At 38.5% G+C, this 25,727-nt stretch carries 24 protein-coding genes; 11 read left to right on the top strand and 13 right to left on the bottom strand.

Annotated elements, in window-relative coordinates; genetic code table 11:
• Window positions 1-10: 10 nt before the first annotated feature.
• Window positions 11-370: a hypothetical protein gene (locus AS4_RS21735; protein WP_096733940.1), complete on the bottom strand. Its 360-nt coding sequence runs from the start codon at window positions 368-370 to the stop codon at window positions 11-13.
• Between the two features lie 164 nt (window positions 371-534).
• The gene (locus AS4_RS09105; RefSeq protein ID WP_096733939.1) at window positions 535-1,146 is read right to left on the bottom strand and encodes a LysE family translocator; all 612 of its coding nucleotides are present in this window, start codon (window positions 1,144-1,146) and stop codon (window positions 535-537) included.
• 189 nt (window positions 1,147-1,335) lie between these two features.
• Between AS4_RS09105 and rlmKL the strand changes: the two genes are divergently transcribed.
• Window positions 1,336-3,540, top strand: a complete 2,205-nt coding sequence (rlmKL, locus tag AS4_RS09100) for a bifunctional 23S rRNA (guanine(2069)-N(7))-methyltransferase RlmK/23S rRNA (guanine(2445)-N(2))-methyltransferase RlmL (RefSeq protein WP_004721106.1) — start codon at window positions 1,336-1,338, stop codon at window positions 3,538-3,540.
• Between the two features lie 18 nt (window positions 3,541-3,558).
• Here rlmKL and AS4_RS09095 read toward each other — a convergent pair whose 3' ends face one another.
• Together AS4_RS09095 and clpB are read right to left on the bottom strand one after the other, a co-directional pair.
• A complete protein-coding gene (locus AS4_RS09095) occupies window positions 3,559-4,023 on the bottom strand; it encodes a hypothetical protein (protein WP_004820988.1) in 465 nt (154 codons plus the stop codon).
• 504 nt (window positions 4,024-4,527) lie between these two features.
• Window positions 4,528-7,107, bottom strand: a complete 2,580-nt coding sequence (gene clpB, locus AS4_RS09090) for an ATP-dependent chaperone ClpB (protein WP_096733938.1) — start codon at window positions 7,105-7,107, stop codon at window positions 4,528-4,530.
• A 267-nt stretch (window positions 7,108-7,374) separates the two neighbouring features.
• On the opposite strand from clpB, the gene AS4_RS09085 reads away from it, so the two are divergent.
• Window positions 7,375-8,523, top strand: coding sequence for a hypothetical protein (locus AS4_RS09085; protein WP_096733937.1), 1,149 nt, complete (start codon window positions 7,375-7,377; stop codon window positions 8,521-8,523).
• A 57-nt stretch (window positions 8,524-8,580) separates the two neighbouring features.
• On the opposite strand, the gene epsC is transcribed toward AS4_RS09085, so the two are convergent.
• Entirely contained in the window at window positions 8,581-9,489 is a 909-nt protein-coding gene (gene epsC, locus AS4_RS09080) for a serine O-acetyltransferase EpsC (RefSeq protein ID WP_004820985.1), read from the bottom strand.
• A 605-nt stretch (window positions 9,490-10,094) separates the two neighbouring features.
• On the opposite strand from epsC, the gene AS4_RS09075 reads away from it, so the two are divergent.
• The 4 genes from AS4_RS09075 (at window position 10,095) to AS4_RS09060 (ending at window position 14,722) form a co-directional block, all read left to right on the top strand.
• Window positions 10,095-10,583, top strand: coding sequence for a rhodanese-like domain-containing protein (locus AS4_RS09075; protein ID WP_004820984.1), 489 nt, complete (start codon window positions 10,095-10,097; stop codon window positions 10,581-10,583).
• Window positions 10,584-10,787: 204 nt separating this feature from the next.
• The gene (locus AS4_RS09070) at window positions 10,788-11,720 is read left to right on the top strand and encodes a family 2A encapsulin nanocompartment shell protein (protein ID WP_004721119.1); all 933 of its coding nucleotides are present in this window, start codon (window positions 10,788-10,790) and stop codon (window positions 11,718-11,720) included.
• Window positions 11,695-13,662 (top strand): family 2A encapsulin nanocompartment cargo protein cysteine desulfurase, encoded by a 1,968-nt coding sequence (locus AS4_RS09065; protein WP_096733936.1) that lies wholly within the window; start codon window positions 11,695-11,697, stop codon window positions 13,660-13,662. The genes AS4_RS09070 and AS4_RS09065 overlap by 26 nt, the downstream gene beginning before the upstream one ends.
• Before the next feature lie 256 nt (window positions 13,663-13,918).
• On the top strand, window positions 13,919-14,722 hold the full coding sequence (locus AS4_RS09060) for a peptidoglycan DD-metalloendopeptidase family protein (protein WP_406565193.1): 804 nt from the start codon (window positions 13,919-13,921) through the stop codon (window positions 14,720-14,722).
• A gap of 184 nt (window positions 14,723-14,906) precedes the next feature.
• Here the strand turns inward: AS4_RS09060 and AS4_RS09055 are convergent, their stop codons facing one another.
• Window positions 14,907-15,329, bottom strand: coding sequence for an OsmC family protein (locus tag AS4_RS09055; protein WP_004721138.1), 423 nt, complete (start codon window positions 15,327-15,329; stop codon window positions 14,907-14,909).
• Between the two features lie 151 nt (window positions 15,330-15,480).
• Here AS4_RS09055 and crp point away from each other — a divergent pair, with 151 nt between their 5' ends.
• Together crp and AS4_RS09045 are read left to right on the top strand one after the other, a co-directional pair.
• Window positions 15,481-16,191: a cAMP-activated global transcriptional regulator CRP gene (crp, locus tag AS4_RS09050; protein ID WP_004721139.1), complete on the top strand. Its 711-nt coding sequence runs from the start codon at window positions 15,481-15,483 to the stop codon at window positions 16,189-16,191.
• Window positions 16,192-16,520: 329 nt separating this feature from the next.
• The gene (locus AS4_RS09045; RefSeq protein WP_096733934.1) at window positions 16,521-17,570 is read left to right on the top strand and encodes an NADP(H)-dependent aldo-keto reductase; all 1,050 of its coding nucleotides are present in this window, start codon (window positions 16,521-16,523) and stop codon (window positions 17,568-17,570) included.
• A gap of 94 nt (window positions 17,571-17,664) precedes the next feature.
• Here the strand turns inward: AS4_RS09045 and AS4_RS09040 are convergent, their stop codons facing one another.
• From AS4_RS09040 to AS4_RS09020, 5 genes are all read right to left on the bottom strand, one after another.
• Window positions 17,665-18,450 (bottom strand): M48 family metallopeptidase, encoded by a 786-nt coding sequence (locus tag AS4_RS09040; RefSeq protein WP_004721143.1) that lies wholly within the window; start codon window positions 18,448-18,450, stop codon window positions 17,665-17,667.
• Window positions 18,451-18,561: 111 nt separating this feature from the next.
• The gene (locus AS4_RS09035; RefSeq protein ID WP_004820960.1) at window positions 18,562-18,867 is read right to left on the bottom strand and encodes a hypothetical protein; all 306 of its coding nucleotides are present in this window, start codon (window positions 18,865-18,867) and stop codon (window positions 18,562-18,564) included.
• A gap of 140 nt (window positions 18,868-19,007) precedes the next feature.
• Window positions 19,008-19,799, bottom strand: coding sequence for a M48 family metallopeptidase (locus AS4_RS09030; protein WP_096733933.1), 792 nt, complete (start codon window positions 19,797-19,799; stop codon window positions 19,008-19,010).
• Between the two features lie 180 nt (window positions 19,800-19,979).
• Window positions 19,980-21,299: an adenylosuccinate synthase gene (locus AS4_RS09025; protein ID WP_004721148.1), complete on the bottom strand. Its 1,320-nt coding sequence runs from the start codon at window positions 21,297-21,299 to the stop codon at window positions 19,980-19,982.
• Between the two features lie 70 nt (window positions 21,300-21,369).
• Window positions 21,370-22,536: an ATP phosphoribosyltransferase regulatory subunit gene (locus tag AS4_RS09020; RefSeq protein ID WP_056510528.1), complete on the bottom strand. Its 1,167-nt coding sequence runs from the start codon at window positions 22,534-22,536 to the stop codon at window positions 21,370-21,372.
• A 315-nt stretch (window positions 22,537-22,851) separates the two neighbouring features.
• Between AS4_RS09020 and AS4_RS09015 the strand changes: the two genes are divergently transcribed.
• Window positions 22,852-23,361, top strand: a complete 510-nt coding sequence (locus AS4_RS09015; protein WP_096733932.1) for a hypothetical protein — start codon at window positions 22,852-22,854, stop codon at window positions 23,359-23,361.
• A gap of 71 nt (window positions 23,362-23,432) precedes the next feature.
• Here the strand turns inward: AS4_RS09015 and AS4_RS09010 are convergent, their stop codons facing one another.
• On the bottom strand, window positions 23,433-23,975 hold the full coding sequence (locus AS4_RS09010; protein WP_096733931.1) for a cysteine hydrolase family protein: 543 nt from the start codon (window positions 23,973-23,975) through the stop codon (window positions 23,433-23,435).
• A 124-nt stretch (window positions 23,976-24,099) separates the two neighbouring features.
• Here AS4_RS09010 and AS4_RS09005 point away from each other — a divergent pair, with 124 nt between their 5' ends.
• Together AS4_RS09005 and AS4_RS09000 are read left to right on the top strand one after the other, a co-directional pair.
• Complete coding sequence (locus tag AS4_RS09005; RefSeq protein WP_096733930.1) at window positions 24,100-24,510, top strand: Lrp/AsnC family transcriptional regulator; 411 nt, start codon at window positions 24,100-24,102, stop codon at window positions 24,508-24,510.
• A gap of 37 nt (window positions 24,511-24,547) precedes the next feature.
• The gene (locus AS4_RS09000) at window positions 24,548-25,120 is read left to right on the top strand and encodes an RNA 2'-phosphotransferase (RefSeq protein ID WP_096733929.1); all 573 of its coding nucleotides are present in this window, start codon (window positions 24,548-24,550) and stop codon (window positions 25,118-25,120) included.
• Here the strand turns inward: AS4_RS09000 and AS4_RS08995 are convergent.
• Window positions 25,117-25,572, bottom strand: coding sequence for an Lrp/AsnC family transcriptional regulator (locus tag AS4_RS08995; protein ID WP_167468978.1), 456 nt, complete (start codon window positions 25,570-25,572; stop codon window positions 25,117-25,119). The genes AS4_RS09000 and AS4_RS08995 overlap by 4 nt on opposite strands.
• Between the last annotated feature and the right edge of the window lie 155 nt (window positions 25,573-25,727).

The following is a 25,727-nucleotide window of genomic DNA, read 5'->3' as shown; positions in this document are numbered from 1 at the left end:
AATACTCGACTTATCTCAATGCACCAATATAGTGATGTGAAACTTGTGCCCGATAAATTTCTTCTTCTGTTGCACCAGAAACATATGCTTCCTCGCTTTGCTCAACTTGTGTTGTCGTTACTGTATTCACAGAAGAAGCTGGTTGTTCCTGTTCTAATAAATGCTGTAAGCGCAAGGCATGACGATTTAATTCTGGATCTTGAGTCGCCAATGACATATCAATCACATACTGTGCATAGCTTTTATTATCCACTAAATACATCACATCAATCACACGCCCTGTCACACGTCTTAATCGCGTTAAGATTAATGCCCCAATGGAAAACGCATCTGCATGTGCAACAAATCTGCTGTTGTTAAGATCTTGCATAGAAATCCCCGTATTTATTAATTCATTAAAAATTCAATTAAATTTCTGAGCCAATACGATGGATAATTAAGCAAATTGTGTACCAAAATCACACCATTAAATGAATTAATAATGCATACGCATTTTTAAGGCATACCTTGAATAAAAGAATTTTAAATCAAATTTTAATGATAAAAATAGCGCCAACACATTTCCAATGAAATCAAAATTAATAACAATCCCATCACGATATTAAAAAGACGCGCCCGATTTCCTGTATTTAAAAAGCTTGCTAACTTTTCACCAGCAATCCCCCACAGTACTAAAGATAGATAACAGACAACAAAATAAATCGCTACAAAAACTAATAAAACAGCATGGATATGCCCGGTTGAAAATAGTCCTGTACCTGCCACTGCGGCAATCCATGCTTTAGGATTTAGCCATTGCATTAATGCACCTTGTATAAAGGTTGGTATTTTTGCTTCATCATGGGGTTGACTTGAGATAACGGTCCCTTTTGCACGTAGAATATTGAGCCCAATCCACAACAATAAAACTGTACCTAAAATCGTGATCACATCAAGAAGTACAGGATAGATCACAATCATTTGATACAAACCAAAACAGACTGATGCCAATAACAAGGTAAAACCAATGGTCGCCCCTGAAATAAATGCAAAAGTTGCATTTACACCATAATTCATACTGCTGGTTAAGATAGTTAAATTCACAGGTCCTGGTGAAATCGACATAGACAGCGAAAAAATAAACATTGAAACAATAAGACTGAGCATTTTTTAAATTCGTTATTTGATCTTATCTACATATTGATATTTGAATATATTTCAAGCAAAAAACCCAAATTTTTAACTGAATTTAGTACTTTTTATAAAATTTCGGACTTAAAAGGCCATTCTATAAGTTTTCGTCATTAAAATACGCTAAAATACGCGATTGCTTTTTTAATGTCTTTGGAAATATTCATGAATTCGAAACCACGTCTTTCTACATATTGGGTTACCTGTGCAGATGGACTAGAAACCTTACTGCAAGAAGAAATTCAAGGTTTAGGGATTCAAGATATTGAAAAATTTCCTGGACGTTTGATCTTTAAAGGCAAACTCGAAGATGCATACCGTGTTTGTATGTGGTCACGTTTAGCTTCTCGTGTACTAACACCGATCCATGTTCATGAACTTGAATTTACCCATGACGCACGTGACGTTGCAGAAGAACTTTATGAAGGTGCGATCAATTTTGATTGGTCACTTATTTTTGCACCACAAAGTACTTTCGCAATTCGTCTTCACGTAGAACGTGATATTAAAGTCAATACACAGTTTGCAACTTTACGTGTTAAAGATGGTGTGGTTGATTCTTTCATGGAAGCTGTCGGTAAACGTCCAAGTATCGACATTAAACAGCCTGAAATTACCCTGTATGTGCTTGCTGGAAAAACTGAACACACCTATTGTTTAGATTTATCTGGGGATTCTTTACATAAGCGTGGCTATCGTCGTTTTATGACAGATGCCCCAATAAAAGAAAACCTAGCCGCCGCTATCCTACAAAAAGCACAGCTTAAACAACGCAATCCAGAAATTATTCTTGACCCAATGTGTGGTTCAGGAACCTTTATTATTGAATCATTGATGATCCTAACTGATCGTGCACCTGGTTTAGTGCGCCGTTTCGGCTTTAATGGCTGGAATGGACATGATCATGAGTTATGGATGTCGATTAAAGCTGAAGCAGCTGAACGTCATAAAGTTGCCTTAGAACAACCTTTACCTAAATTCTATGCTTATGATGCAGATTGGGAAGCAGTAAAAGCAACCAAACAAAATATTATTGCTGCTGGATTTGAGCAACAACTGGATCAAATTCAAATTGAAGAGCGTACTTTAGCAGATTGGCCTGATTTCCAAGCTGAAGGCAAAACTTCATTTATTGTCACCAACCCACCCTATGGTGAGCGTTTAGGGGAAAAAGCTTCTAACCGAGCTTTATATCTGGGTCTGTCAGCACTTCTACAAAAGAATTTCCCCAATCAACATGCTGCCGTTATCGCAGCGGCTGTTGAACAAGCTGATGTATTGGCATTTAACAATCCACAAATCTTACGTTTAATGAATGGTAAATTGCCAATTTATATCCGTTTTGGTGATATTAAACCAGCAGCTGTGGTTAAACCTTTCCTTGCAGATTGGCAACCTCAACAATTTGAAAAAATTGAAGGTGCAGAAGACTTTACCAATCGTTTGCAAAAAAATATGCAAGCTTTGAAGAAATGGGCTGTAAAAGAAGATATTTATTGTTTACGTCTCTATGATGCAGATTTACCAGACTTTAATGTCGCTGTAGATTTGTATGGTGATCGTTTACATGTTCAAGAATATGCACCACCAAAAACCATTGACCCAGAAAAAGCCAAAAAACGTTTTAACCTTGCTTTGGCTTCAATCCGTGCCGTAACAGGTCTAGGTCGTGATGCGATCTTTATCAAAACCCGTGCCCGTCAAGAAGGTAAAACCCAGTACGCAAAACAAAGTACTGCATCTAAACGTTTTATCGTACAAGAAGGTAAAGCCAAAATTTTAATCAACTTGACTGATTATTTGGATACTGGATTATTCCTAGATCACCGTCAAATGCGTCTACGTATTGCAGCTGAAGCTAAAGGAAAACATTTCCTGAACCTGTATAGTTATACCTCTACAGCAAGTCTACACGCTGCTTTAGGTGGTGCTGCAAGTACGACAAGTGTTGACTTATCCAATACTTATCTAAATTGGTCTAAAGAAAACTTTGTCTTGAATGGCTTAACAGTTGATCATCCAGATGAACAGCATCAATTCTTCTCAAGTGATTGTTTTGAATGGTTAAAAGAAGGTCATGAACAATATGACATGATTTTTATTGACCCACCAACCTTCTCAAACTCAAAGAAATTCTACGGTACTTTTGACGTGCAACGTGACCATATTTCTTTACTTAAACGTGCAATGAATCGTCTAACCACAGAGGGAACGTTGTATTTCTCAAATAACTATCGTGGTTTTGAGATGGACGAAGAAATCGATGCAATGTTTGATGTACAAGAGATCACCAATGAAACGATTGGCTTAGATTTCAAACGTAATCAAAAAATCCATAGAGCATGGAAAATTAAACACTTCCCTGTTTAACCATGTTAGGCCTCGGGCTTATTTATAAGCCACGGGGTCAATTTCATGTCCTATATAAAGTGTAACGCGATCTTGGGTTGTTATTCGCACATCATGGCGTTGATATGGATTATAGCCAACCTCAATTATTCTATATTTTTCAAGTGGCTTTAAATATTTATCCCCAGGTTGATTTGGATCTGGGTCTTTTTTCTGCCACTCGAAATCAGTTAACACGGTAGAATAAATTTCATCTTTTTTAGCATCGTCTGACCTTTCCTGAGCAACTTGTTTATGCAGGTTATTTTGCTCTTCGACAGGTTGTTGTGCATTATCCTTGACAGCTTTAATAATAATGGGTGACAGTTTAACCACACCTACAGATTGCTCCGCAAGATCTTGATCATCTAATTTATCTGCCAATGCCTCTATCGAACTAAATGCCATCAAGAGAAAACCGAGTATTTTTAAATAATCAGATTTGTCCTTATCTTTGATCATCATGATCAACTTTTCCTTTCTTATTATTCCTCATTGAAAAACTATCAATTTTTGACCGTTTTTTCAATAAATTCATGAAAAACCCGATAATAGGTAAAACCTAAATAAACACGCATAAATATCTGATGATTAAAATAATATGATAAAAAGCCAAGGCTATGCCGATTGCTTCTTTTAAATGGTTTATAAACCTATACATCCCTAATAGCTCTGGATGCTTGATTGGGGGAATTAAACAGGCACTAAACCTTTGCATCAATTCTATGATGTGTAGTGTTTTCCCTATTATGCGAAAGTCTTAATGTGGCATTCTGCTGCTCAATCAACCTCATTTCCCCTTCACAAGTGCTATCCATCAAGATTACTTCCCCTTGCACCAATGCTTACACTTATGTAGAACGCGAAAATCCTACTGATCGGAATCTGTAACGCAAAAATATAAATGCGTATCCAATAAAAAAGCCAACCACCTTACGGTAGTTGGCTTCGGTTATACTGCTGGATAAATTAACTTAATTTTAATTTACCAAAATCAAGTTGACCATTTTCAGCACTGATTAAGATGGTATCACCTGCTGTAAATTGACCGGCAAGGATTTGCTGAGCCAATGGATTTTCAACCTGTTGTTGAATTGCACGTTTAAGTGGACGCGCACCATATACAGGATCAAAACCAGCATCAATCAGAATATCAAAGGCCTGATCATCGACTTTCAATCCAATGTCTCGTTCAGATAAACGTGAACGTAAACGATCCAATTGAATATCCGCAATGCCACGAATTTGTGATTTTTTCAACGAGTGGAACACCACCAATTCATCGATACGGTTAATAAACTCAGGACGGAAATGTTGTGATACGGCATTCATCACCGTTAAACGAACATCTTCATCACTAGCACCTTCACCGAGTTCACGTACATCACTTGAACCTAAGTTCGATGTCATCACAATCACGGTATTTTTAAAGTCAATCACACGGCCTTGTGAGTCAGTTAATCGACCATCATCCAACACTTGTAATAAGATGTTGAATACATCTGGATGGGCTTTTTCAACTTCATCAAATAACACCACACTGTACGGTTTGCGGCGTACTGCTTCAGTTAAAACACCACCTTCTTCATAACCCACATAACCTGGAGGCGCACCCACCAAGCGACTCACCGAATGCTTTTCCATAAACTCTGACATATCGATACGAATAATTGCATCATCACTGTCAAATACGAAGTTACCTAAAGCCTTGGTTAACTCAGTTTTACCCACCCCTGTCGGTCCAAGGAATAAGAACGAACCACTTGGACGATTTGGATCAGATAAGCCCGCACGTGAACGACGAACTGCATTTGAGACAGCAACCACAGCTTCATCCTGCCCCACCACACGGTTGTGTAAGAAATCTTCCATATGGAGCAATTTCTCACGCTCACCTTGTAGCATTTTTGACACAGGAATACCTGTTGCAGCACTAACCACTTCTGCAATTTCATTTTCAGTCACTTTGGTACGAATCAGTTTCGGTTCTTCATTGACTTCCGCAACCTCTTCTTCATTCAAACGTTTTTGCAACTCTGGAATCACCCCATATTGCAAACGACTTGCTTCTGCTAAGTCACCTTCACGTTGCGCTTTTTCAAATGCAGTACGTGCTTTATCAAGCTCGATTTGCGCCTGATTTGTACCATCGACTAGACGCTTTTCTGCAATCCAAATTTCTTCCAAATCACTATATTCTTTTTCAACATCTGCAATTTGTTTTTCCAAATGCTCAACTTCAGCTTTACTGACTGAATCTGCATCTTTTTTTACCGCTTCCAATTGCATTTTTAACTGGATTAAACGGCGATCTAAACGGTCAAGTGGCTCAGGTTTAGAGTCAATTTCCATTTTGATACGTGATGCTGCTTCATCAATCAAATCAATCGCTTTATCTGGCAATTGACGGTCTGTAATATAGCGATGTGACATTTTCGCAGCTGCAATGATTGCAGAGTCGAGAATTTGAACACCATGATGCGTTGCATATTTGTCTTTTAGACCACGTAAAATTGCAATGGTGTCTTCAACACTTGGTTCATCCACCAAAACTTTTTGGAAACGACGTTCCAAAGCTGCATCTTTTTCAATAAATTGGCGATACTCATCCAGTGTTGTTGCACCGACACAACGTAATTCACCACGTGCCAATGCAGGTTTTAACATATTACCTGCATCCATTGCGCCATCACCTTTACCCGCACCAACAAGCGTATGTAGCTCATCAATAAACAGGATGATTTCGCCATCAAATTTAGCTAAATCTTTGAGTACGGCTTTTAAACGTTCTTCAAACTCACCACGGTATTTTGCACCAGCCAACAACGAGCCTAAGTCTAACGATAAAACACGTTTACCTTTTAAGCCTTCAGGCACCTCACCATTGATAATACGCTGTGCCAGACCTTCCACAATCGCTGTTTTACCTACACCTGGTTCACCAATCAATACCGGATTATTTTTAGTCCGACGTGACAGTACTTGAATGGTACGACGAATTTCTTCATCACGACCAATCACAGGGTCGAGTTTGCCTTCCGCAGCACGTGCCGTTAAATCTACGGTATATTTATTGAGTGAATCTCGCTGATCTTCATGGTTATTTGCCATAACTTGTTCGCCACCTCGAATATTTTCAATTGCTTTGCGTAGTTTGTCAGTTGTTACACCGACACTTGTTAACAATGTTTTGGTTGCACCTGTTTCAGCAAGTGCCAAGATCACCCAGTCGGTAGATAAAAATTCATCTCCTGCTTTTTGAGCAAAACTATCTGCCAAATTAAGCGCACGTACAGCCTCTGGATTTAAATTAATATCCCCAGTTGGTGTTCCAATTTTTGGCGCATCTGTTAAGGCTTTTTGCAGTTTTGTTTTTAACTCAGGTAGATTGGCGCCTGACTGTTGCAACAAGCTAAGATTGGATGGTTCTTCCAATAAAACGGAAAGAATATGAATACCTTCAATAGCGGTATTATCATTACCCATTGCCTGAGATTGTGCATCAGATAAGGCTTGCTGCAGGCGGTTCGTAAATTTTTCAAATCGCATTCTTGTTATTCCTCACAACAAATTTTGTACTTGAATAATAAATGGGAACGTTTTTTTCGATTTCAATAGCAATAGTGAATTAATTTATATATTTTTCAAAAGCTTACCAAAACAATTGGAATAGATTTCAGTATTAATATCTGTGCTGAAACGTTATTTTTCAAGTAAGATGATGGAAAAATATAGAAGATTAGTTTTTTAAGCGTTTGTATTTTCAACGATATGCTTTTAGAGTAAGGAGTATTGAGAGATTTTAGTATAAGAACAATGTTGACTTTCGGTAAATCATTCTCTGTATTAATTGCAGTATCTGCACTGTATGCCTGTGGCTACAAATCGCCAAATAGTGAAGAATTTCCGCACCAACATATCCAGCAATTAACACCGAATATATCAGGCTTAGAATTCACATGGTTTAAAACCTCTGATGATATGAATAGAAAAGCCATCAATGAAAATTTTATTGTCTACAATTGCCCTGAAAGTCATGTAAAACAGAACCCTGTAAAGAATTTTAAAATATGTACTTACGATCTAAATCATGATCAACAGATTCAGCCTCATTTCATTGCTGCGCAAACAAATCAATTGATCGATCAAATTTTCGCCTTAAATCACAATCACTTTCTCATCACTATAAAAACCTTTCAATCTGGTGTGAATGATCCAATGCAAGCTTATTTGTTCAATGCACAGACACAAAATTTAACGGCCATGACTTCATTTTCCTATACTGCATTTGCTCAGACAATTTTAGAGCAAATGGTGCAAGAAAAAACATATCAAAAGAAAGTCTTAGAATATGGCACTACGGTTTATTTTGATCCTCAATATATTTCGGCCAAAGCAGCCGCAGAAGCTCAAAAAGAACATAAACAACAGCAGCAATCTGTAATCGAAAATTTCAAAGATATTTTTAGAGACAAGCCTGAACAACCAAAACGTGATTTTTCACCAGATGATTATCCTGCTCAACCTGCCGAACCTTTTAATTTAAAGCTCATTCAACAGTTAAAGCTTTATCTACAACAGCACCAAGCAGAATGTTATTTAATTCTTGATCCCGAAACACAGCTCTTAAAAACACCACAAAGTTATCTCTATAGCCGCGATTTTTCCAAATTTCTGCCAAAGTTGGAAGATGAGATAAGACTGCCTGAATGCAAAAAGCCAGTAGAGTTACCCACTGTAAATGCCAAATATCTAAAATATCAAAGTATTGATGATGTTCAAGGTTCAGGAAATCATTATATATTCTGGTTTACACCGATTGGCTATGACGTATTTGAAATCAAACAACATGGGCAAAATAAACAATTTAAGCTGCCCATTGACACTGCTTGGATATATCAAATTAGAAATAAACTGATCATCTCGGTTGATCAAACTTACTACATCATTCCACTTTCTGAATGAAGCATTTTAACCGCATAAAAATTTTAAGCTAAGCTACTCATTAAGCTTTTAATGCACTTACACTTCTGACTTGGTTGCAGAACTTTGAGAAACTGCACTATTTGCTGCAACGCTTTGAGTAATCCATACATTTCCACCGATTACAGCGCCTTGACCAATAGTAATACGCCCAAGAATAGTTGCACCTGCATAGATCACCACATTGTCTTCTACGATTGGATGACGTGCATATTCTTTTTGTAAACGCCCAGAATCATCAATTTCAAAACGTTTAGCACCAAGCGTAACGGCTTGGTAAATCCGTACATTTTTACCAATAATACAGGTTTCACCAATCACCACACCTGTACCATGATCAATAAAGAAACCTTGATCGACTTGTGCGCCTGGGTGTATATCAATGCCAGTTTTTGAATGTGCAATCTCAGCAATTAAACGTGCCAGTAGTGACAAGTCTTTTTTATAAAACTCATGTGCAATACGATGGTAAATAATTGCCAAAATACCCGGATAACACAATAAAACCTCATCGACACTTCGCGCTGCTGGATCACCATCATAGGCCGCAATCACATCTGTATCTAAAATACGGCGTAGATCTGGTAATTTTTGTGCAAACTCACTGACGATACTTTGTGCCAATACCTCAATCACATCGGCATTTTCGTTATGCTTTTTATATTTATAATCATAAGTTAGATTAAGTTTGACTTGCTCCAATAAGGAATGCAAAGTTTTCTCAAGTGCATGTGCAATATAAAAATTTTCACTTTGTTGGCGTAGGTCAGGTGGCCCCAGTCGCATGGGGAACAAGATGCCACACAGATCATTCATGATTTTCTTAATTTCATCTTTTGAAGGTAATTCCCTACCGCCAAAATCTTTTAAGCTTTTACGTTGAGTACGCCATTCATTTCGAGCTTGTTGTAGCTCATCCACAATATTGGGGATATTCCATTGGGTCATATATTTACCTACTGAAATGACTTTTCACAATCCATGCGCTTAACATGAAATTTTATTATTCACTTTGAATGAACAGGGTCTGTTGGCAATTCGTTTATGTTTGCGACGACGTGTGTTTTTTAGGCGATCCGAGGCACGAAATACGAAATTTAGTCATCTAAACTAGTAGTTCGTAACGAAGTAGCGGCAAAAAACACTCTAGTCCCTCAACTACACTTTAAACTGCAAACAAAGCAGTGCTTTGTTCTTACTCTGGGTTATCGTTAAAATTATCTCAGCCTACATTATAAAACGCAGAAATAAGCTGGCTATTCTCCTTATCCCATGCGTTACGACATATACGCTCATGCTCAATTTTAACCTACAACGCAAACTATAATATGAAATGCTAGCAGACCCTTGATACTATTTTATTAGCAATCTTGTAGATAAACATTCTTCATATAAAGATATCTTTAAAAATCATTTAAACCTTATTTCAAAATAAGAATAAGCAATTCAATTTTTATTAATTTATTGAATATATAAAATCATTATAGTTGTTATCAATACATCTGATACATGATGACTTAGACGTGATTTAAGTCTCAAAAAAGGCAATTGAAATGACGAGTTTAAATCAGCAACACTTTACCGAATTAACAACGGCTCAAATTGAAAATATCTTTGAACAAGCAAAACAACGTGTTGAAGATCATTATCTAGAATTTACTGGAACGATTTTACCTCATGAAGCATGGGCTTTGTTTAAAGCAGGACATGTGGTGATTGTCGACGTACGCACCAACGAAGAACGTAAGTTTGTCGGCTATGTAGAAGATACCGTGCATATCCCTTGGGCAACAGGAACTGCACTAAACCGCAATCCACGCTTCGCCAAAGAACTTGAAACTAAAATTGGAAAAGACAAAATCATTCTACTGCTTTGCCGTAGTGGTAAACGTTCCGCTGCTGCTGCAAATGTAGCTTTTAATGCAGGTTTTGAAAATATTTACAATATCGAACAAGGCTTTGAAGGCGACCTTGATGAAAATGATCATCGTGGTTCTTTCAATGGATGGCGTTTCCACAATTTACCTTGGCGTCAGGAATAAGGCTTTTGCTTTATTCCCCTTATAAATTTTTCCTCGAAAATAGCAATAAAACGCACGCAATAAACCTCAAATTAATCCAATAAATATACAGCGCAATTAAACCCTAAGAGCAAAATTTTTACTTTATTGGAGAAGATAACAACAGCATTTTTAAATCAAACCAGTAATCAATAATTAATTTCCAATACCACCAAGGATTAAAACATGGCTAAGAACCAAGAAGTCACACGCCAAGCGTTGAATGATCAAGCAGCTCGTCAACTTGCCAATGCGACAAAAACAGTACCGCAACTCTCCACCATTACACCACGTTGGCTAACACATTTATTGCAATGGACCCCTGTTGAAGCGGGTATATACCGTGTCAACAAAGTCAGCAATACCGATGACATTCAGGTGGCGTGTACACAACGTGATGAAGCAACACTTCCACAAACTTTTGTTGACTATGAAGTTAATCCACGTGAATACTTTTTAAATGGTGTTTCCACAGTTCTGGATATTCATACCCGTGTTTCTGACTTATATAGTAGTCCTCACGATCAAATCAAAGAACAGTTACGCTTAACCATCGAGACCATTAAAGAACGTCAAGAAAGTGAATTGATCAATAATCCTGAATACGGCTTGTTGGCAAGTGTTGCAGATGAACAACGTATTTCCACTTTGACAGGTGCACCCACACCAGATGATTTTGATGATTTACTGCGCAAAGTTTGGAAAGAACCGGGCTTCTTCTTAGCACATCCCGATGCGATAGCTGCTTTTGGACGTGAATGTACCCGTCGTGGTGTTCCACCACCAACCGTAAGCCTATTTGGTTCACAGTTCATCACTTGGCGCGGTATTCCACTGATTCCTTCAAATAAAATTCCAGTTGAAGACGGCAAAACCAAAATCATCTTGTTACGTGTCGGTGAAAAGCGTCAAGGTGTTGTTGGCTTATTCCAACCAGGTCTTGCTGGTGAACAGGCTCCAGGCCTATCTGTACGCTTTATGGGCATCAATCGTAATGCAATCGCCTCTTACTTAATCTCCTTATATTGTTCTCTTGCTGTGTTGACAGATGATGCACTCGCTGTGCTCGAAGATGTGGAGGTAGACAAGTACCATGACTATCCAACAACTTACAAATAATCAAGCTACTCCAGATATTTCTTCTGATCATATTGCTGATGCACCCATCAGTGAATCAGTCATTGCACAATTGGCTGCTGAATTTTTTTCGGCTGTGCCCAAACAAAATCCACAAGGTTTTAACTTTGATCTACCCGATCAACGACCTCAAGGTATTAGTCATCAACCACAGCCTAAAGACCCAATTACTGCTTTGTCTGGGCGTATACCTGCCATTGTGCAACAGGCAAATTTAAATCCAGATTCTACACATCACTATGTAGAACCGACCGCCGACCATCCTGAGCGTAGAATTCTATCTTCCTCGCCCATTGTTGGGGGTGCAAATACTCCTGATCCATTTGCTATCGGACAAAAGCTAGATTTGTCATTGAATCCTACACAAATCACACAACAGACTGCTCCATCAAACCTAACAACGACTGCACCACATCAAGCTCAATCGAGTTATTACTTTTTGGATCTGCCTCACCCTGAAGTTGCCAGCGCCCAAACAGTAAATACAAATGCGGCTCAAACTGATGTGCTTAAAAATCCATATGCGTTTGATGATTATCATGTGACTGATGACCAGCAATTAAAAAGTGTATTACAAGATCGTAATGACAAACCTGCAACCGCAGCGTCTGGTTATTATTTTCTTCAATCACCTACCATTGAAGCTGTTCGTCCGCATTCAGATGTGCAAATACCAGCGAATACTCAGAACTATCAACCCATTGATATTTTGCAAATCCGTCGGGATTTTCCCATCCTACAAGAACGTGTAAATGGTAAGCAATTGGTTTGGTTGGATAATGCAGCCACCACCCATAAACCTCAGGCGGTCATCGATCGAATTTCATATTTCTATCAACATGAAAATTCGAATATTCACCGTGCAGCACATGAACTTGCAGCACGTGCCAGTGATGCTTATGAGCATGCACGAGATGTTGTGGCTCGCTTTATTGGGGCCGCTTCAGCAAAAAATATCGTCTTTGTTCGAGGTACAACAGAAGGCATTAACTTAATCGCAAAATCGTGGGGTAAACAGAATATTCAAGCGGGAGACGAAATTATTGTGTCCCATCTTGAGCATCATGCCAATATTGTGCCTTGGTACCAACTCAGTAAAGAAACTGGTGCAAAACTCCGTGTAATTCCTGTAGATGATACTGGTCAGATTCAGATTGAGGAATTTGTAAAATTGCTCAATCCTAGAACCAAACTGGTTTCGATTACGCAGGTTTCTAATGCCTTGGGTACTGTAACGCCTACTCAAGAAATTATTGCATTGGCGCATGCAGCAGGTGTGCGAGTTTTGATTGATGGTGCTCAGTCTGTTTCGCACATGCCCACCAATGTTACTGCCTTAGATGCCGATTTCTTTGTGTTTTCTGGGCATAAAGTTTTTGGCCCAACGGGTATTGGTGCTGTTTATGCCAAGTCTGAATTACTTGATAGCATGCCTGTATGGGAAGGCGGCGGAAATATGATTCAGGATGTGACTTTTGAGAATGTGGTCTATCAACCTGCACCAAATAAATTTGAAGCAGGTACGGGGAATATTGCAGATGCTGTTGGCTTAGGTGCTGCCCTAGAATACGTAGAAAGTATTGGAATCCATAACATTGCACGTTATGAACATGACTTGCTTGAATATGGTCAACATGCGCTACAAAGTGTTTCTGGTCTACGTCTGATAGGTACTGCATTAAATAAAGCCAGTGTGATGTCTTTTACACTAGCAGGCTATGAAACGGAAGAGGTCGGGAAAGTACTCAACCAGTATGGTATCGCTGTGCGTACTGGGCATCATTGTGCTCAACCGATCTTACGCCGTTTCGGTGTTGAACGTACGGTACGCCCTTCTCTTGCGTTTTATAATACCACTGAGGAAATTGATTTATTGGTTTCAGTATTGCATCAACTGCGCCGTGCTAAACCTTATAAATCCTAATTTTAAACTTTAGTTTTTAAAGCTTAGTTTTTAAGTTTTAGTTTTCAAAGGCTTTATTGATCGATCATAATCACATGCTTAATTAATTAGGCATGCGATTTTTCGAGGTGAAGCTCGTATGGTCCATCTTTAAGACTTGATGCTTTGATGAAATTAGTGATTTAAAAATACTCTACTTATAATTTAACAATCACATGCTTGAGCATCTGAATAAAAAAGCGAGATACTACAAAAAATTAAACCTTGTATGTTATTTATGCCTTCAATCAAAAAACTTTTCCTACTATCTAGCTTAATTATAGCAACTCAAGCCTTTGCCTTACCTCAAGACTCACGTCGTGCAGGTGGCATAGCGGTTATTCCTGTTGCTAAAACTGTGTTAAATGTCACTTACCAAGATAAACCTGTCTTGATCGTGGATGGTGAAAATGCAGTAAATCATATTGTTTTTGGAATTCCGCTTTCAGCACCATTGGGTTCACTGCAATTACAAAGCTCTACAGGCCCAATTAATATTGAAGTGAAGCCATTTAAATATGCTGAACAACGCCTCAATGTAAAAAATCAGGATTACGTCAATCCAAATCAGGAACAACTTGATCGTTATAGCCAAGAAGCGAAAGAACAAAACAGTGTTTACAGCTCATTTAGCCCTGCACAATGGAAAGACTTTCCAAAATTCATCAGACCTACAGCAGGAAAATTTAGTAATTCATTTGGTCGTAAACGTTTTTTTAATGGTGAAGAACGTGCTCCACATTCTGGTTTAGATATCCCTGCTCCCATTGGACAAAAAGTGGTTGCGCCTGCTGCGGGAACAGTGGTTGCGACTGGCAATTATTTCTTTAATGGAAATACTGTCATGATTGATCACGGACAAGGTCTGATCAGTATGTTTTGTCACCTCAGTAAAATCAATGTAGAAAAAGGGCAAATCTTGAAACAAGGAGATTTATTGGGATTGGTGGGTAAAACAGGACGAGTAACAGGCCCACATTTACACTGGGGAATGAGCTTAAATAATGCCAGAGTTGACCCACAATTATTTTTATCACCTTAATTTAGCAAGAAAAATGCTAAGAAACCTTTGAACGCTTGTTTCAAAAATGCTTATTTTTGAACAAATACACATTTTGTAATAATTTATTTTTTTTAATTTTGATCGGATAAGTCACCAACTTAAGCAGCTAAAACACGTTAAAAAAAAGCCAATCTTTTGATTGGCTTTTTTAAAATTAATTCCGTTATTCCGCGGAAATAATTTCAAAATCATGGGTGATTTCAACACCGCCATCGGACAGCATTTTACTTGCTGAGCAATACTTTTCGGCTGATAATTCAACAGCTTTAGCTACTTGTTTCTCTTTTACATCATGCCCTGTTACCACAAAATGTAAATGTATCTTCGTGAATACAGCGGGAATCGTGTCTGCGCGATCCGCTTTGAGCTGACAAACAACATTTGTTACATTTTGCCTAGATTTCTTTAAAATGGTCACAATATCGAATGAAGCACACCCACCAAGTCCCATTAATATGAGTTCCATAGGACGTGGGCCACGGTTTTCACCACCATATTCAGCAGAACCATCCATCACAATTTGATGACCACTTTCTGATTTTGCTTCGAAAGCAACATTCTCTAACCAATGAACGCTAGTTTGCATTGCAACTACCTAAAAAAAGCTATAAATTTACGGGGTACCTGTACACTAGCATAAAATGAGTTGATAAGGAATTTCATCTCTACTGCTTCTACGTGACGAGTTCAATTTAGATCAACAGATCTAGTTATTATCCAATTCGGAATTTTTAAGCATGTCTTCTAATTTTGCACAACTTAGTACAGATGCTTTGTCTCCTGGTCAACTACCTGAGTCAGTCAAAGCTTTGCTCAAAAGAGCCCACATCAATCGTTTTCCAAAACGCTCAACGATTATTGATGCAGGTTCAGAGTCAAAATCCCTGTATTTAATTTTAAAAGGTTCAGTTTCAATTATTTTACGTGAAGATGATGAGCGTGAAATTGTTGTTGCATATTTGAACCCTGGGGACTTTTTCGGGGAAATGGGATTATTTGAGCAAAATCCACAACGTACTGCGGAAGTAAGAACCCGTGACGTATGTGAAATTGCTGAAATTTCATATGATAATTTCCACGAAATTAGTAAACAATATCCTGACTTAAGTTATGCCGTATTTGCACAACTTGTTCGTCGTTTAAAAAATACAACACGCAAAGTAACTGACCTTGCATTTATTGATGTATCTGGTCGTATTGCACGTTGTTTAATTGATCTTTCAGCACAGCCTGAAGCGATGATTTTGCCAAACGGCCGTCAAATCCGCATTACTCGCCAAGAAATTGGTCGTATCGTGGGTTGTTCCCGTGAAATGGTTGGTCGTGTTCTAAAAACACTTGAAGAACAAGGCATGATCGAAACCGACGGTAAAGCCATCCTTATATTTGATGTATCTTTGGAAGAATCTAATTTTTCTGAAGACGAACTAAGCACAGATGATGAATAAAGCTTGAGAACAAATTTGAGAATTTAATTCCTTAAAGAATTATGTTGAATGGGATAAATATCAAATATTGTCAAAAAGTTAAAATATAGTTTAAAAGCAAACTCCCGAGTTTGCTTTTTTCATGTTGCGATAAATACACAGAGAATTACTGTGAGCTGGTCTCATGACCATGTTATAAAACAAGACCAAGCTAAAATGAGCATTTTATAAAAGAATCAGATAACTTTATCTTATTTTGATAATTAGAAACATTCTTTCACTTAGTTATCAAATTTAAATTACGTTATTATTCTCATAAGATACTGAATATTAATTTTGAAGGACATAAAATGAAGTCAAATCATTTAGGGCATTCTGATCTTGTGGTCCCTGAAATTTGTTTAGGTACCATGACCTTTGGTGAACAAAATAATCAGAATGAAGCATTTGAACAACTTGCTTATGCACTCGATCAAAATATTCATTTCTGGGATACTGCTGAAATGTATCCCGTACCCCCTAAACCAGAAACACAGGGGTCGACTGAAAGCATCATTGGGAATTGGATTGCTCAAAACGGTCAGCGTGACAAACTTATCATTGCCACAAAAATTGCAGGCCCCCAACAAGGTGGCAGTCAAATTCGTGATGGGCATACCAAGTTTATAGAAGCAGAGATCAGTAGTGCTATTGATAGCTCGCTCAAGCGCTTACAAACAGACTATATAGATCTTTATCAACTGCATTGGCCACAACGCCCTGTTAACTTCTTTGGCACGCTGGGCTACAGCAATCAACTCGCAGCACGTACACAAGAGATTACCCCGCTTGCTGAAACCTTAGAAGCACTCTCCAAAGAAGTTAAAAAAGGACGTATTCGCCATATCGGCTTATCCAATGAGACGCCTTGGGGTACCTTAAAATTTTTACATTTAGCTGAACAATTGGGCTTAGAAAAAATTGTGAGTGTACAAAACCCTTATAGTTTGCTCAATCGCACTTATGAAATTGGGATGTCTGAGATCGCACAACACGAGGGCGTCGGCTTACTTGCTTACTCACCGTTGGCCTTTGGTTACTTAACTGGCAAGTATCGCCACGGCGCACGCCCTGAAAAAGGACGTATTACGCTATTTTCTCGCTTTAGCCGCTATAGCAATCCACAAAGTGATTGGGCAACTGAACAATATGCACTGCTTGCAGAAAAGCATGGTTTAACACTTACCCAATTGGCTTTGGCATTTATTAAACAACAATTTTTTGTGAGTAGTACCATTATTGGTGCGACTACGCTCGACCAACTGAAAGAGAATATTCAGGCCTTTGATACCCAATTGTCTGAAGAAATCTTATCGGAAATAGATGCGATTCATCAACAGCAGCCAAACCCCGCACCTTAAGTACTGGTTTTAAAACACGTGTTGTTCTACATTGTTTTCAATAAAAAAGGATGCATAAGCATCCTTTTCTATTCGATAGGTTTTATCAAAAAACTTATCTTCCGCCTCGCGCAGTATAAACTGCCATTGCAGCAGGTAAATTCTTTTTCATTGCATTGATACGATTGACATCAGATGGATGTGTTGACAGTAATGCAGAACCTTTTCCTCCACCCTGTTTCGCCATTTTTTCCCACAAGGTAATTGCCGCTTGAGGATTATAGCCAGCTTTCGCCATCATCATTAAGCCGCCCTCATCTGCACGACTTTCTAAACTACGTGAGTATGGTAAGCCTACCCCGACTTGGCTTCCCAAATCGAGCGCCGCATTGCCTAATTCACCAATTTGGCTGCCTGCATAAGATTTACCAATACCAACTGCAAGATTGGTCAACGCTTGCGCACCTAATTTTTGTTTAGAGTGTTCTTCTAAAGCATGGGTCATTTCGTGGCCCATCACCGCAGCAACTTCAGCTTCAGATAGATTCAGTCGATTTACAATCCCTGTGTAAAAAACCACTTTACCACCGGGTGCAACATAAGCATTGATTTCATCTGACTTAAGTACTGCCAATTGCCAGTCAAATCTTTGACCCGTTTGGTTCATTTGATCAGCAAAAGGTTTTAATCGAATAAATGCTGCATTCACTTTTTTATAAGTTGCAGAAGTTGTATCTAGAGTCTTGTTCAAACGTGCTTCTTGCACTGTTTTATTAAAGCCTTGTGTTGCATTTAAATTAAGCGTTGCAGAATCAGCACCTGCCATATCCGCGATAGTTGAGCACCCTGAAATTGAAATGGCAGTCGCCGCACAAAGACTAAGCATTAATTTATTGTTCATTATAATCAACTCCATGGAGAACAAATAAAAGCATTGTGGATTATATGCAAATGTTACATAAGGATAAATCAATAAAATCCATTAATTCATATTAATTATGTAAGTGAAATATCACAAAAATTGAATCGCCAACCAATATATGAGACAAATTACATTCAGGGTCAAATATATGTTTTTCAATGGAATAATCTTTTGTTCTAAATGTTGATCATTTCTTTTGATCAACAAAAACGCATTCTGGATCAAAATAATAGGAACCAGTACACATGCAACCATCACACTCAGACCAAGCAATGCATTATTGATGATATTCAGATCATTGGTCTGAGCCTGAATAATCAGCATTGCGATCGTTGGAGCACCGCCCATAGCAAAAATCAGAGAATAAAATATCGTGCTCGATATATTCTTTTGCATCCTACAAACTCAATGTGTATCTAAAAATACATTTTAACAAGCTAAACTTGAAAACCTAGTCTAATTGATATCGACTTTAGTCTTTTTTAGCTGTAAATAAAAAGCCCGATTTACATCGGGCTTAGCGTTCTACAATCAAATTACTTTTTAATCACAGATTGATAGATTTGCTTTGCTTCAACCATGTTTTTGTTTAAATCTGAAATACGGTCATTATTTGATGGGTGTGTTGAAGTGAACTTCTGTACCCCATTATTACTGCCGCCATCGATCTTGTTCATTTTTTGCCAAACGCTGATTGCTGCTTCAGGATTATAGCCAGCTTTCGCCATAAGCATTAATCCACCACGGTCAGCAGATGACTCTAAACTACGTGAATATGGCAAACCTACACCATATTTACTTCCGATATCTAAAGCTTGAGTGCCGACTGAGCCCAATTTATCGCCCGCATAAGTTTTGCTCATTTTCACAGCAAAATCTGTAATTGCAGTTGCGCCAGCACCACGTTTAGAATGCTCTTCTAAGGCATGGGTCATTTCATGTCCCATAATGGCAGCAATCTCGGCATCAGTCAGTTTCAATTGATTGACGATACCTGTAAAGAACACAACCTTACCGCCAGGCATGACAAATGCATTGAGTTCATTGGATTTAAGCACGCTCAATTGCCAGTCAAATTTTTGACCAGTTTGATTTGCTTGATCAGCAAAAGGTTTCATCTTTAAGAAAACAGCATTAACTCGTTTATATGTTGCAGATGTTGTATCAAGTGCTTTTTGTGCCTTTGCATCTTCAACAAGAAGTTTATAATCTGCTGCTGCATTGAGGTTTAAAGTCGCAGAATCATTACCCGTTAATTCAGCAACAGTGGTACACCCTGTTAAGCCTATAGCCAACCCTAAGCCAAGTAATAGTTTCTTGTTAATCATTATTTTCACCAAATTTCATAGATCTTATTGCAAGCTTCAAAACGAAGCTCAGCTCTTAGCGGCTGAATTATGTTGTATTTTACAAAAAAAATCAAAATATAATCACACTTTATTTAAAACAGCTAAAAAGAATAACAATAAAAAAAGCCCCCGTAGGAGCCTTTTTAAAGATTGAATCAATTAAGCATCAAATGGATGACGCATCACAATTGTTTCATCACGATCTGGACCTGTTGAAATGATGTCGATAGGACATTCAATCAACTGCTCAATACGTTTTACATAGTTAATTGCGTTTTGTGGCAATTGATCCAATGATTTCGCACCAAACGTAGACTCAGACCAACCAGGCATAGTTTCATAAATTGGTTTTAATGTTTCAAATGCAAGTGCATCTGTAGAACCTACACAACCTGAATCTGCTGCTTCATAACCGATACAGATTTTTACTTCTTCCAAACCATCTAAAACATCAAGTTTAGTTAAGCAAATACCTGATAATGAGTTTACATCTACAGAACGACGTAAGATTTCAGCATCAAACCAACCACAACGACGCTGACGACCAGTCGACGCACCAAATTCCGAACCCACAGTACCCAAATGTTTACCAACAGCATCGCCAACATCATTGGCAGCATCATAAACAAGCTCAGTTGGGAATGGGCCCGCACCTACACGAGTTGTATAGGCTTTGGTGATTCCCAAAACATAGTCAAGATGCAATGGACCAAGACCTGAACCAGAACTTACCCCACCAGCAGTAGTGTTCGATGAAGTTACATACGGATATGTACCATGATCGACATCAAGAAGTGAGCCTTGCGCACCTTCAAACATGATGTTTGCACCATCTTTACGATAGTCATGCAATGTTGTAATCACATCTAAAACTAATGGCTTAACCACTTCGCGCCATTGATCACAAAGTGCCAACACATCTTCAACTTTAACGGCTTCAACACCGAAGAATTGAGTCAATTGGAAGTTATGATATTCAAGAAGCTCTTCAAGCTGTGCTTTAAGATGTTCGCCACCACGAACTAAATCCGCAACACGGATCGCACGACGCGCTACTTTATCTTCATAAGCAGGACCAATACCACGACCCGTTGTACCGATTTTGGCATTACCACGTTTCTTCTCACGCGCTTGATCAAGTGCAATATGGTGAGGAAGAATCAACGGACAGTTTGGAGAAATACGCAGACGTTCACGAACGGGTACGCCTTCTTTCTCAAGAATATCCATCTCTTTGATCAATGCTTCAGGTGAAAGTACAACACCATTGCCAATTAAGCAAAGTACGTTTTCACGTAAAATACCTGATGGAATGAGGTGAAGAACTGTTTTCTTACCACCAACGACGAGCGTATGCCCTGCGTTATGTCCGCCTTGATAACGTACTACCGCAGCTGCTTGATCTGTGAGCAGGTCAACGATTTTACCTTTACCTTCGTCGCCCCATTGGGTACCGAGTACCACAACACTTTTGCCCATAATAGCCTCATTACATCATGCTGTTAAAATAGAAAACCAAATCGAATGACATGAACATTCAATCTGATACTTAAATTGTTTCGATTTTCCACTCACCTGCAACATTCACCATCTGGTGGGTTGCATTTGGAACTGAGTTTAAATCGTCATTACCCAATAACTGAATTACACTTAAACCTTGTTGACGTGCTACGGCAATCGCATCCAGCAAAGTGGATTCGGTACCTTTCGGTGCAACTACTTTTTCAATCTGTTGACGTTGACCCGCACTTAAGGAATACAAGTCACAAGAAAAGCCTGTTGCAGGACGCGCGCGTCCAAAGTGTTCACCAATACCATCATAACGACCACCTTGTGCCAACGGTGCAGCACGGTTCGGTGCATACACGGCATACATTAACCCAGTGTGGTAATGGTACGAACGAAGCTCTACAACATCGATACCAATATTGAGTTTTGGCCAACGTGCTTGAATTTCTGTATATGTTGTTTTAAGTACCTCAAAAGCATTTTTAAATGCTTCATCAGCAAAAATCTCTGCGCTAATATTCGCTTGCAATGCATCCAGATCACTTGCATAACGACCTAAAGCATAAAAATCAGAACCGAATTCTAAATCTTGAGTGAATTCAGCAAGTTCTGGTAGTGCTTTGCGCTGATACAAATCAGATAAGTGGCTTTCTGTTGATTTGTTTAAACCCACATGTTTTACCAGACTTCTAAACAGTCCTACATGCCCTAAATCAAGATGGATACCATCAGCTAAACCCGCAGTATTAATCAGATTGAGCATCACGTCGATCATTTCAACGTCTGCGTCAATACTGTCTGAACCAAATAACTCTGCACCTAACTGAAGTGGTGCACGCGTGGTATTAAAACCTTGTGGTTTAGTATGAAGTACAGTTCCTGCATAGCAGTAACGCGCCACACCTTGTACTTGATGTACATGGGCATCAATACGAGCCACTTGTGGTGTCATATCGGCACGCACACCAAGTAAACGACCTGAAAGTTGGTCGATGACTTTAAAAGTGGCTAAGTCTAAATCTTGATTCGATTCGGAGAGAGAAGAAAGAGATTCGATGTATTCGATGAATGGCGTATACACCAGCTGATAACCTCGTGATGCGAGGAAATCTAAAGCTTCACGGCGCAATTTTTCAATTACTTGCGCTTGCTCTGGTAATACATCAGCTACACCATCAGGTAATAACCATGTCTCTGAAATGGGCATGTTGTAAACCTAAATCCTGTCAGCGCGGAAGTAATCCGCATAAAAAAATCGGGAACACACCCGATTTCTCTTATTTTAGCACGATCATCTGCGCCATGCATTAATAAAATAACTTTTGATGCCTAGATAATTTGACCACTTATGCATAATTTAGGCAAAAAAATATCTATTACACATTACCCTACTTCAATTCTTTGTATTTATTTAACTTTTCACAAAAGTGTTGATTGCTATTTACGTTGTTCAAAATATAATTTATTCGTTTAGAAAAACAGCATCTATTTAAAGCAACTGAAAACTAAAAATTGGGGAAGTATGGAACTACATAGCAACTTATATTACACGCATCCAAATACGGAAATCATGCAAAAGATAGGCCGTTTATTTCAAGAGCATCGCGGTGAACAAGACAAATTTATTGCTGTTGCAGTTGAGCTCAATTCACAATTGGGGCAAGAACTTGCAGAAGATCTTTTAAATACAGTTGACAATATTGAGTTTGATTTGGGTCCTGAAACATTACACACCATTGCAGGCTATTCAGTTGCCCATTTTGTGCATGGTTCTTCGGGTGATGAGTTTATCGAAGCAATCCTACTTTTCTTAAAAGCATTGCTCCCGGAAATTCACACACTGGCTTGGGGTTGTGGGGATGATGACCCGTGGGAATTTTGGTTTAAATTTGAAGGCGATGAATTGATTCGTGAAGATGATGAACCTTTCAATGATCCTGAACAAGATGACGAAATAAAATCTTCCATTTATACATGGTGGCATACAGGCTTACCTGAAAAAATCAAAGAAGGTTTCTTAAAGCAAGCATAAATTTTTATCCAGATTTAAAGGGAAGTACAAAATCGAATCGCAGTACTTCCCTGTTATTTTGACTCTTTCAACTATTTTAAATAGTCCTCGATACTGACCACTTCTGAAAACATTTGAAAGGCTGACAAACAGGCTGTTTGTACATCTTCTGCCTCAACCGTTCTGCCTGAATAGCTCAATTGACGCGTCGCTGTAGCGTCTGCAATGATCGTCGGTTGATAAGCAAATTCTGCCGCTGCACGTGACGTCGCATCAACACACATATGCGTCATCATGCCACTAATCACCAATTTATCAACATTCAGTCGCTCTAATTCTGCTTTTAGAGTGGTTTGAAAAAAGCTATTGGGATAATGTTTTTCAATCACAATTGAATCGGCCTTAACCCGTAAACCCGAATGTAGTGCTACACCCTGTGTTCCTGCTTGAAAAAATGTAGCATTGGGTTGATTGGCAATATGCTGTATATAAATAATCGGCTGCTCACGCTTTATAAATAGATCTTCCAATCGATTGATGTGTTTTAAAGCCTGTTCCGCACAGAACAACTCCATCTTCCCTTGAGGAAAATAATCGTTTTGGACATCTATCACTAATAATGCTGTTTGACTCATGCTGTTTCCCTAACCCTTGTGTTGATGTTTTTATAAGATTAATCAAAACAGCTGGCGATTTGCAGTCACTCATGAAAGAATAATCGATTAGAAACTTTCAAACTGAAAATTTGTTCAATTCACTATGTTGCCAAATGACCCAATTGACCTCAAAATTTTAAAAATACTAAAAACTGATTCTCGCTTAAGCAATAAAGAGATCGGAAAATTAGTACACCGTACAGGGCAAGCTGTAGGAAGTCGCATTGCGCGAATGCAAGATGAAGGAACGATTCAGAAATATACGATTACGCTACAGCATCAATCAACACAATTTATACGTGTGATGATGCAGAATAATGAATTTGAACAGTTTGAGGCATTTATCGCTCAATTTGAGTCAATTGAAAGTTGCTATAAAGTCTGTGGTTCCGCTTGCTATATGCTGGTTGCGCATTTCGATAGTCATGCAATCAATCTATTTATTGAGCAACTCTCTGAATGGGGACAATATTCAGTAGATAGTGTCGTAAGAGCAATTGAAGCTCAGCCTTAATTTTTATACCTAAATCTATATCATGTAAGAACAACAAATGAAATCTTCAGAAAAAACATTACGCGAACATAGTAAATTTCTAAGTTTAGTACTTCGGCATCAACCAGAAACCATTGCAATTCAACTCGATTCCGAAGGCTGGACGGATGTACATATCCTTTTGCAGCAAATGATCAAACACAAAAGACCGCTTAAACTCGTAGAGTTGATCGAGGTTGTTGAAAACAGTGATAAAAAACGCTTCCAGCTCTCACCAGACCAAAGCAAAATCCGCGCAGTACAAGGTCACTCTAGTGCTCAGGTTCAACGTGAGTATGCTGCTATCACGCCGCCCGATACTCTTTTTCATGGCACAGCAACTCGCTTTGTCGACAGTATTTTAGAAAAAGGCTTAATTTCAGGTGAACGTCATCATGTGCATTTATCTGCTGATTTAGTCACAGCACAAAAAGTGGGACAACGACATGGCAAAGTCATCATTTTCATCCTAGACACCAAACAGATGCACCAAGATGGTTTCCAGTTTTATTGTGCTGAAAATGGGGTTTGGTTGACTGAACAAGTGCCGATAAAATATTTAAAGTTATTCGAAAGCGAATCAAAAAACTAATCTAGCGGTAAGGCTGTGGTCTGTTTGATCTTCTGTAAAGGGATTTCAGTTTTGACATTCTGGATCCCTGGAATTTTATTTAAATGATTAATTTGAAATTTACGATATGCCTCTAAATCAGAAACCACAATACGTAAGAAAAAATCACAATCACCTGCCATAAGTTGACATTCAACAATTTCAGAAATATTCATAATGCTTTCGATAAATTGATTGACTGCTTGTTCATCCTGACTCTTTAACCAAATTCGTGCAAAGACTGTCAAACTGAGATCTACTTTGTGTGGATTGACCAATGCAACATATTGGTCAATGATCCCCTCATCCTCCAGTTGCTTTACTCGTCTTAAACAAGGTGAAGCGGATAAACCTATTTGTTCTGCCAATTCATTATTTTGTAGTTTTCCATTACGTTGTAATGCACACAGAATACGCCGATCTATCTGATCCAATTTCATAAAATTATTTCTAGTAGATAAAACCAAAAAATAACATATTCCAGCAATAATATTGCAAAAATTATTTTACAGGCAGCAAGTTTAGCGAAATATAGCGAATCATTTGGCATAAAATAAAAATCACCTTGTTTTAGCGACCATTGAGCGAC

The sequence above is a fragment of the Acinetobacter guillouiae genome, from assembly GCF_002370525.2.
GTDB classification, from domain to species: Bacteria; Pseudomonadota; Gammaproteobacteria; order Pseudomonadales; family Moraxellaceae; genus Acinetobacter; species Acinetobacter guillouiae.
The sequence above is the reverse complement of the archived record's forward strand: the minus strand, read 5'-3'. Positions and strand labels throughout refer to the sequence as shown.

Excerpts from the sequence above, each read along its gene's own strand:
- rlmKL (WP_004721106.1), top strand. The coding sequence starts at position 1,336 with ATGAATTCGAAACCACGTCTTTCTACATATTGGGTTACCTGTGCAGAT.
- AS4_RS09045 (WP_096733934.1), top strand. The coding sequence starts at position 16,521 with ATGAAGTCAAATCATTTAGGGCATTCTGATCTTGTGGTCCCTGAAATT.
- AS4_RS09060 (WP_406565193.1), top strand. The coding sequence starts at position 13,919 with ATGCCTTCAATCAAAAAACTTTTCCTACTATCTAGCTTAATTATAGCA.
- AS4_RS09030 (WP_096733933.1), bottom strand. The coding sequence starts at position 19,799 with ATGATTAACAAGAAACTATTACTTGGCTTAGGGTTGGCTATAGGCTTA.
- AS4_RS09000 (WP_096733929.1), top strand. The coding sequence starts at position 24,548 with ATGAAATCTTCAGAAAAAACATTACGCGAACATAGTAAATTTCTAAGT.
- crp (WP_004721139.1), top strand. The coding sequence starts at position 15,481 with ATGTCTTCTAATTTTGCACAACTTAGTACAGATGCTTTGTCTCCTGGT.
- AS4_RS09085 (WP_096733937.1), top strand. The coding sequence starts at position 7,375 with ATGTTGACTTTCGGTAAATCATTCTCTGTATTAATTGCAGTATCTGCA.
- AS4_RS09010 (WP_096733931.1), bottom strand. The coding sequence starts at position 23,975 with ATGAGTCAAACAGCATTATTAGTGATAGATGTCCAAAACGATTATTTT.
- AS4_RS09020 (WP_056510528.1), bottom strand. The coding sequence starts at position 22,536 with ATGCCCATTTCAGAGACATGGTTATTACCTGATGGTGTAGCTGATGTA.
- AS4_RS09055 (WP_004721138.1), bottom strand. The coding sequence starts at position 15,329 with ATGCAAACTAGCGTTCATTGGTTAGAGAATGTTGCTTTCGAAGCAAAA.
- AS4_RS09040 (WP_004721143.1), bottom strand. The coding sequence starts at position 18,450 with ATGAACAATAAATTAATGCTTAGTCTTTGTGCGGCGACTGCCATTTCA.
- AS4_RS09025 (WP_004721148.1), bottom strand. The coding sequence starts at position 21,299 with ATGGGCAAAAGTGTTGTGGTACTCGGTACCCAATGGGGCGACGAAGGT.
- AS4_RS09035 (WP_004820960.1), bottom strand. The coding sequence starts at position 18,867 with ATGCAAAAGAATATATCGAGCACGATATTTTATTCTCTGATTTTTGCT.
- AS4_RS09065 (WP_096733936.1), top strand. The coding sequence starts at position 11,695 with ATGACTATCCAACAACTTACAAATAATCAAGCTACTCCAGATATTTCT.
- AS4_RS09075 (WP_004820984.1), top strand. The coding sequence starts at position 10,095 with ATGACGAGTTTAAATCAGCAACACTTTACCGAATTAACAACGGCTCAA.
- AS4_RS09095 (WP_004820988.1), bottom strand. The coding sequence starts at position 4,023 with ATGATGATCAAAGATAAGGACAAATCTGATTATTTAAAAATACTCGGT.
- clpB (WP_096733938.1), bottom strand. The coding sequence starts at position 7,107 with ATGCGATTTGAAAAATTTACGAACCGCCTGCAGCAAGCCTTATCTGAT.
- AS4_RS09015 (WP_096733932.1), top strand. The coding sequence starts at position 22,852 with ATGGAACTACATAGCAACTTATATTACACGCATCCAAATACGGAAATC.
- AS4_RS09005 (WP_096733930.1), top strand. The coding sequence starts at position 24,100 with ATGTTGCCAAATGACCCAATTGACCTCAAAATTTTAAAAATACTAAAA.
- AS4_RS21735 (WP_096733940.1), bottom strand. The coding sequence starts at position 370 with ATGCAAGATCTTAACAACAGCAGATTTGTTGCACATGCAGATGCGTTT.
- AS4_RS09070 (WP_004721119.1), top strand. The coding sequence starts at position 10,788 with ATGGCTAAGAACCAAGAAGTCACACGCCAAGCGTTGAATGATCAAGCA.
- AS4_RS09105 (WP_096733939.1), bottom strand. The coding sequence starts at position 1,146 with ATGCTCAGTCTTATTGTTTCAATGTTTATTTTTTCGCTGTCTATGTCG.
- epsC (WP_004820985.1), bottom strand. The coding sequence starts at position 9,489 with ATGACCCAATGGAATATCCCCAATATTGTGGATGAGCTACAACAAGCT.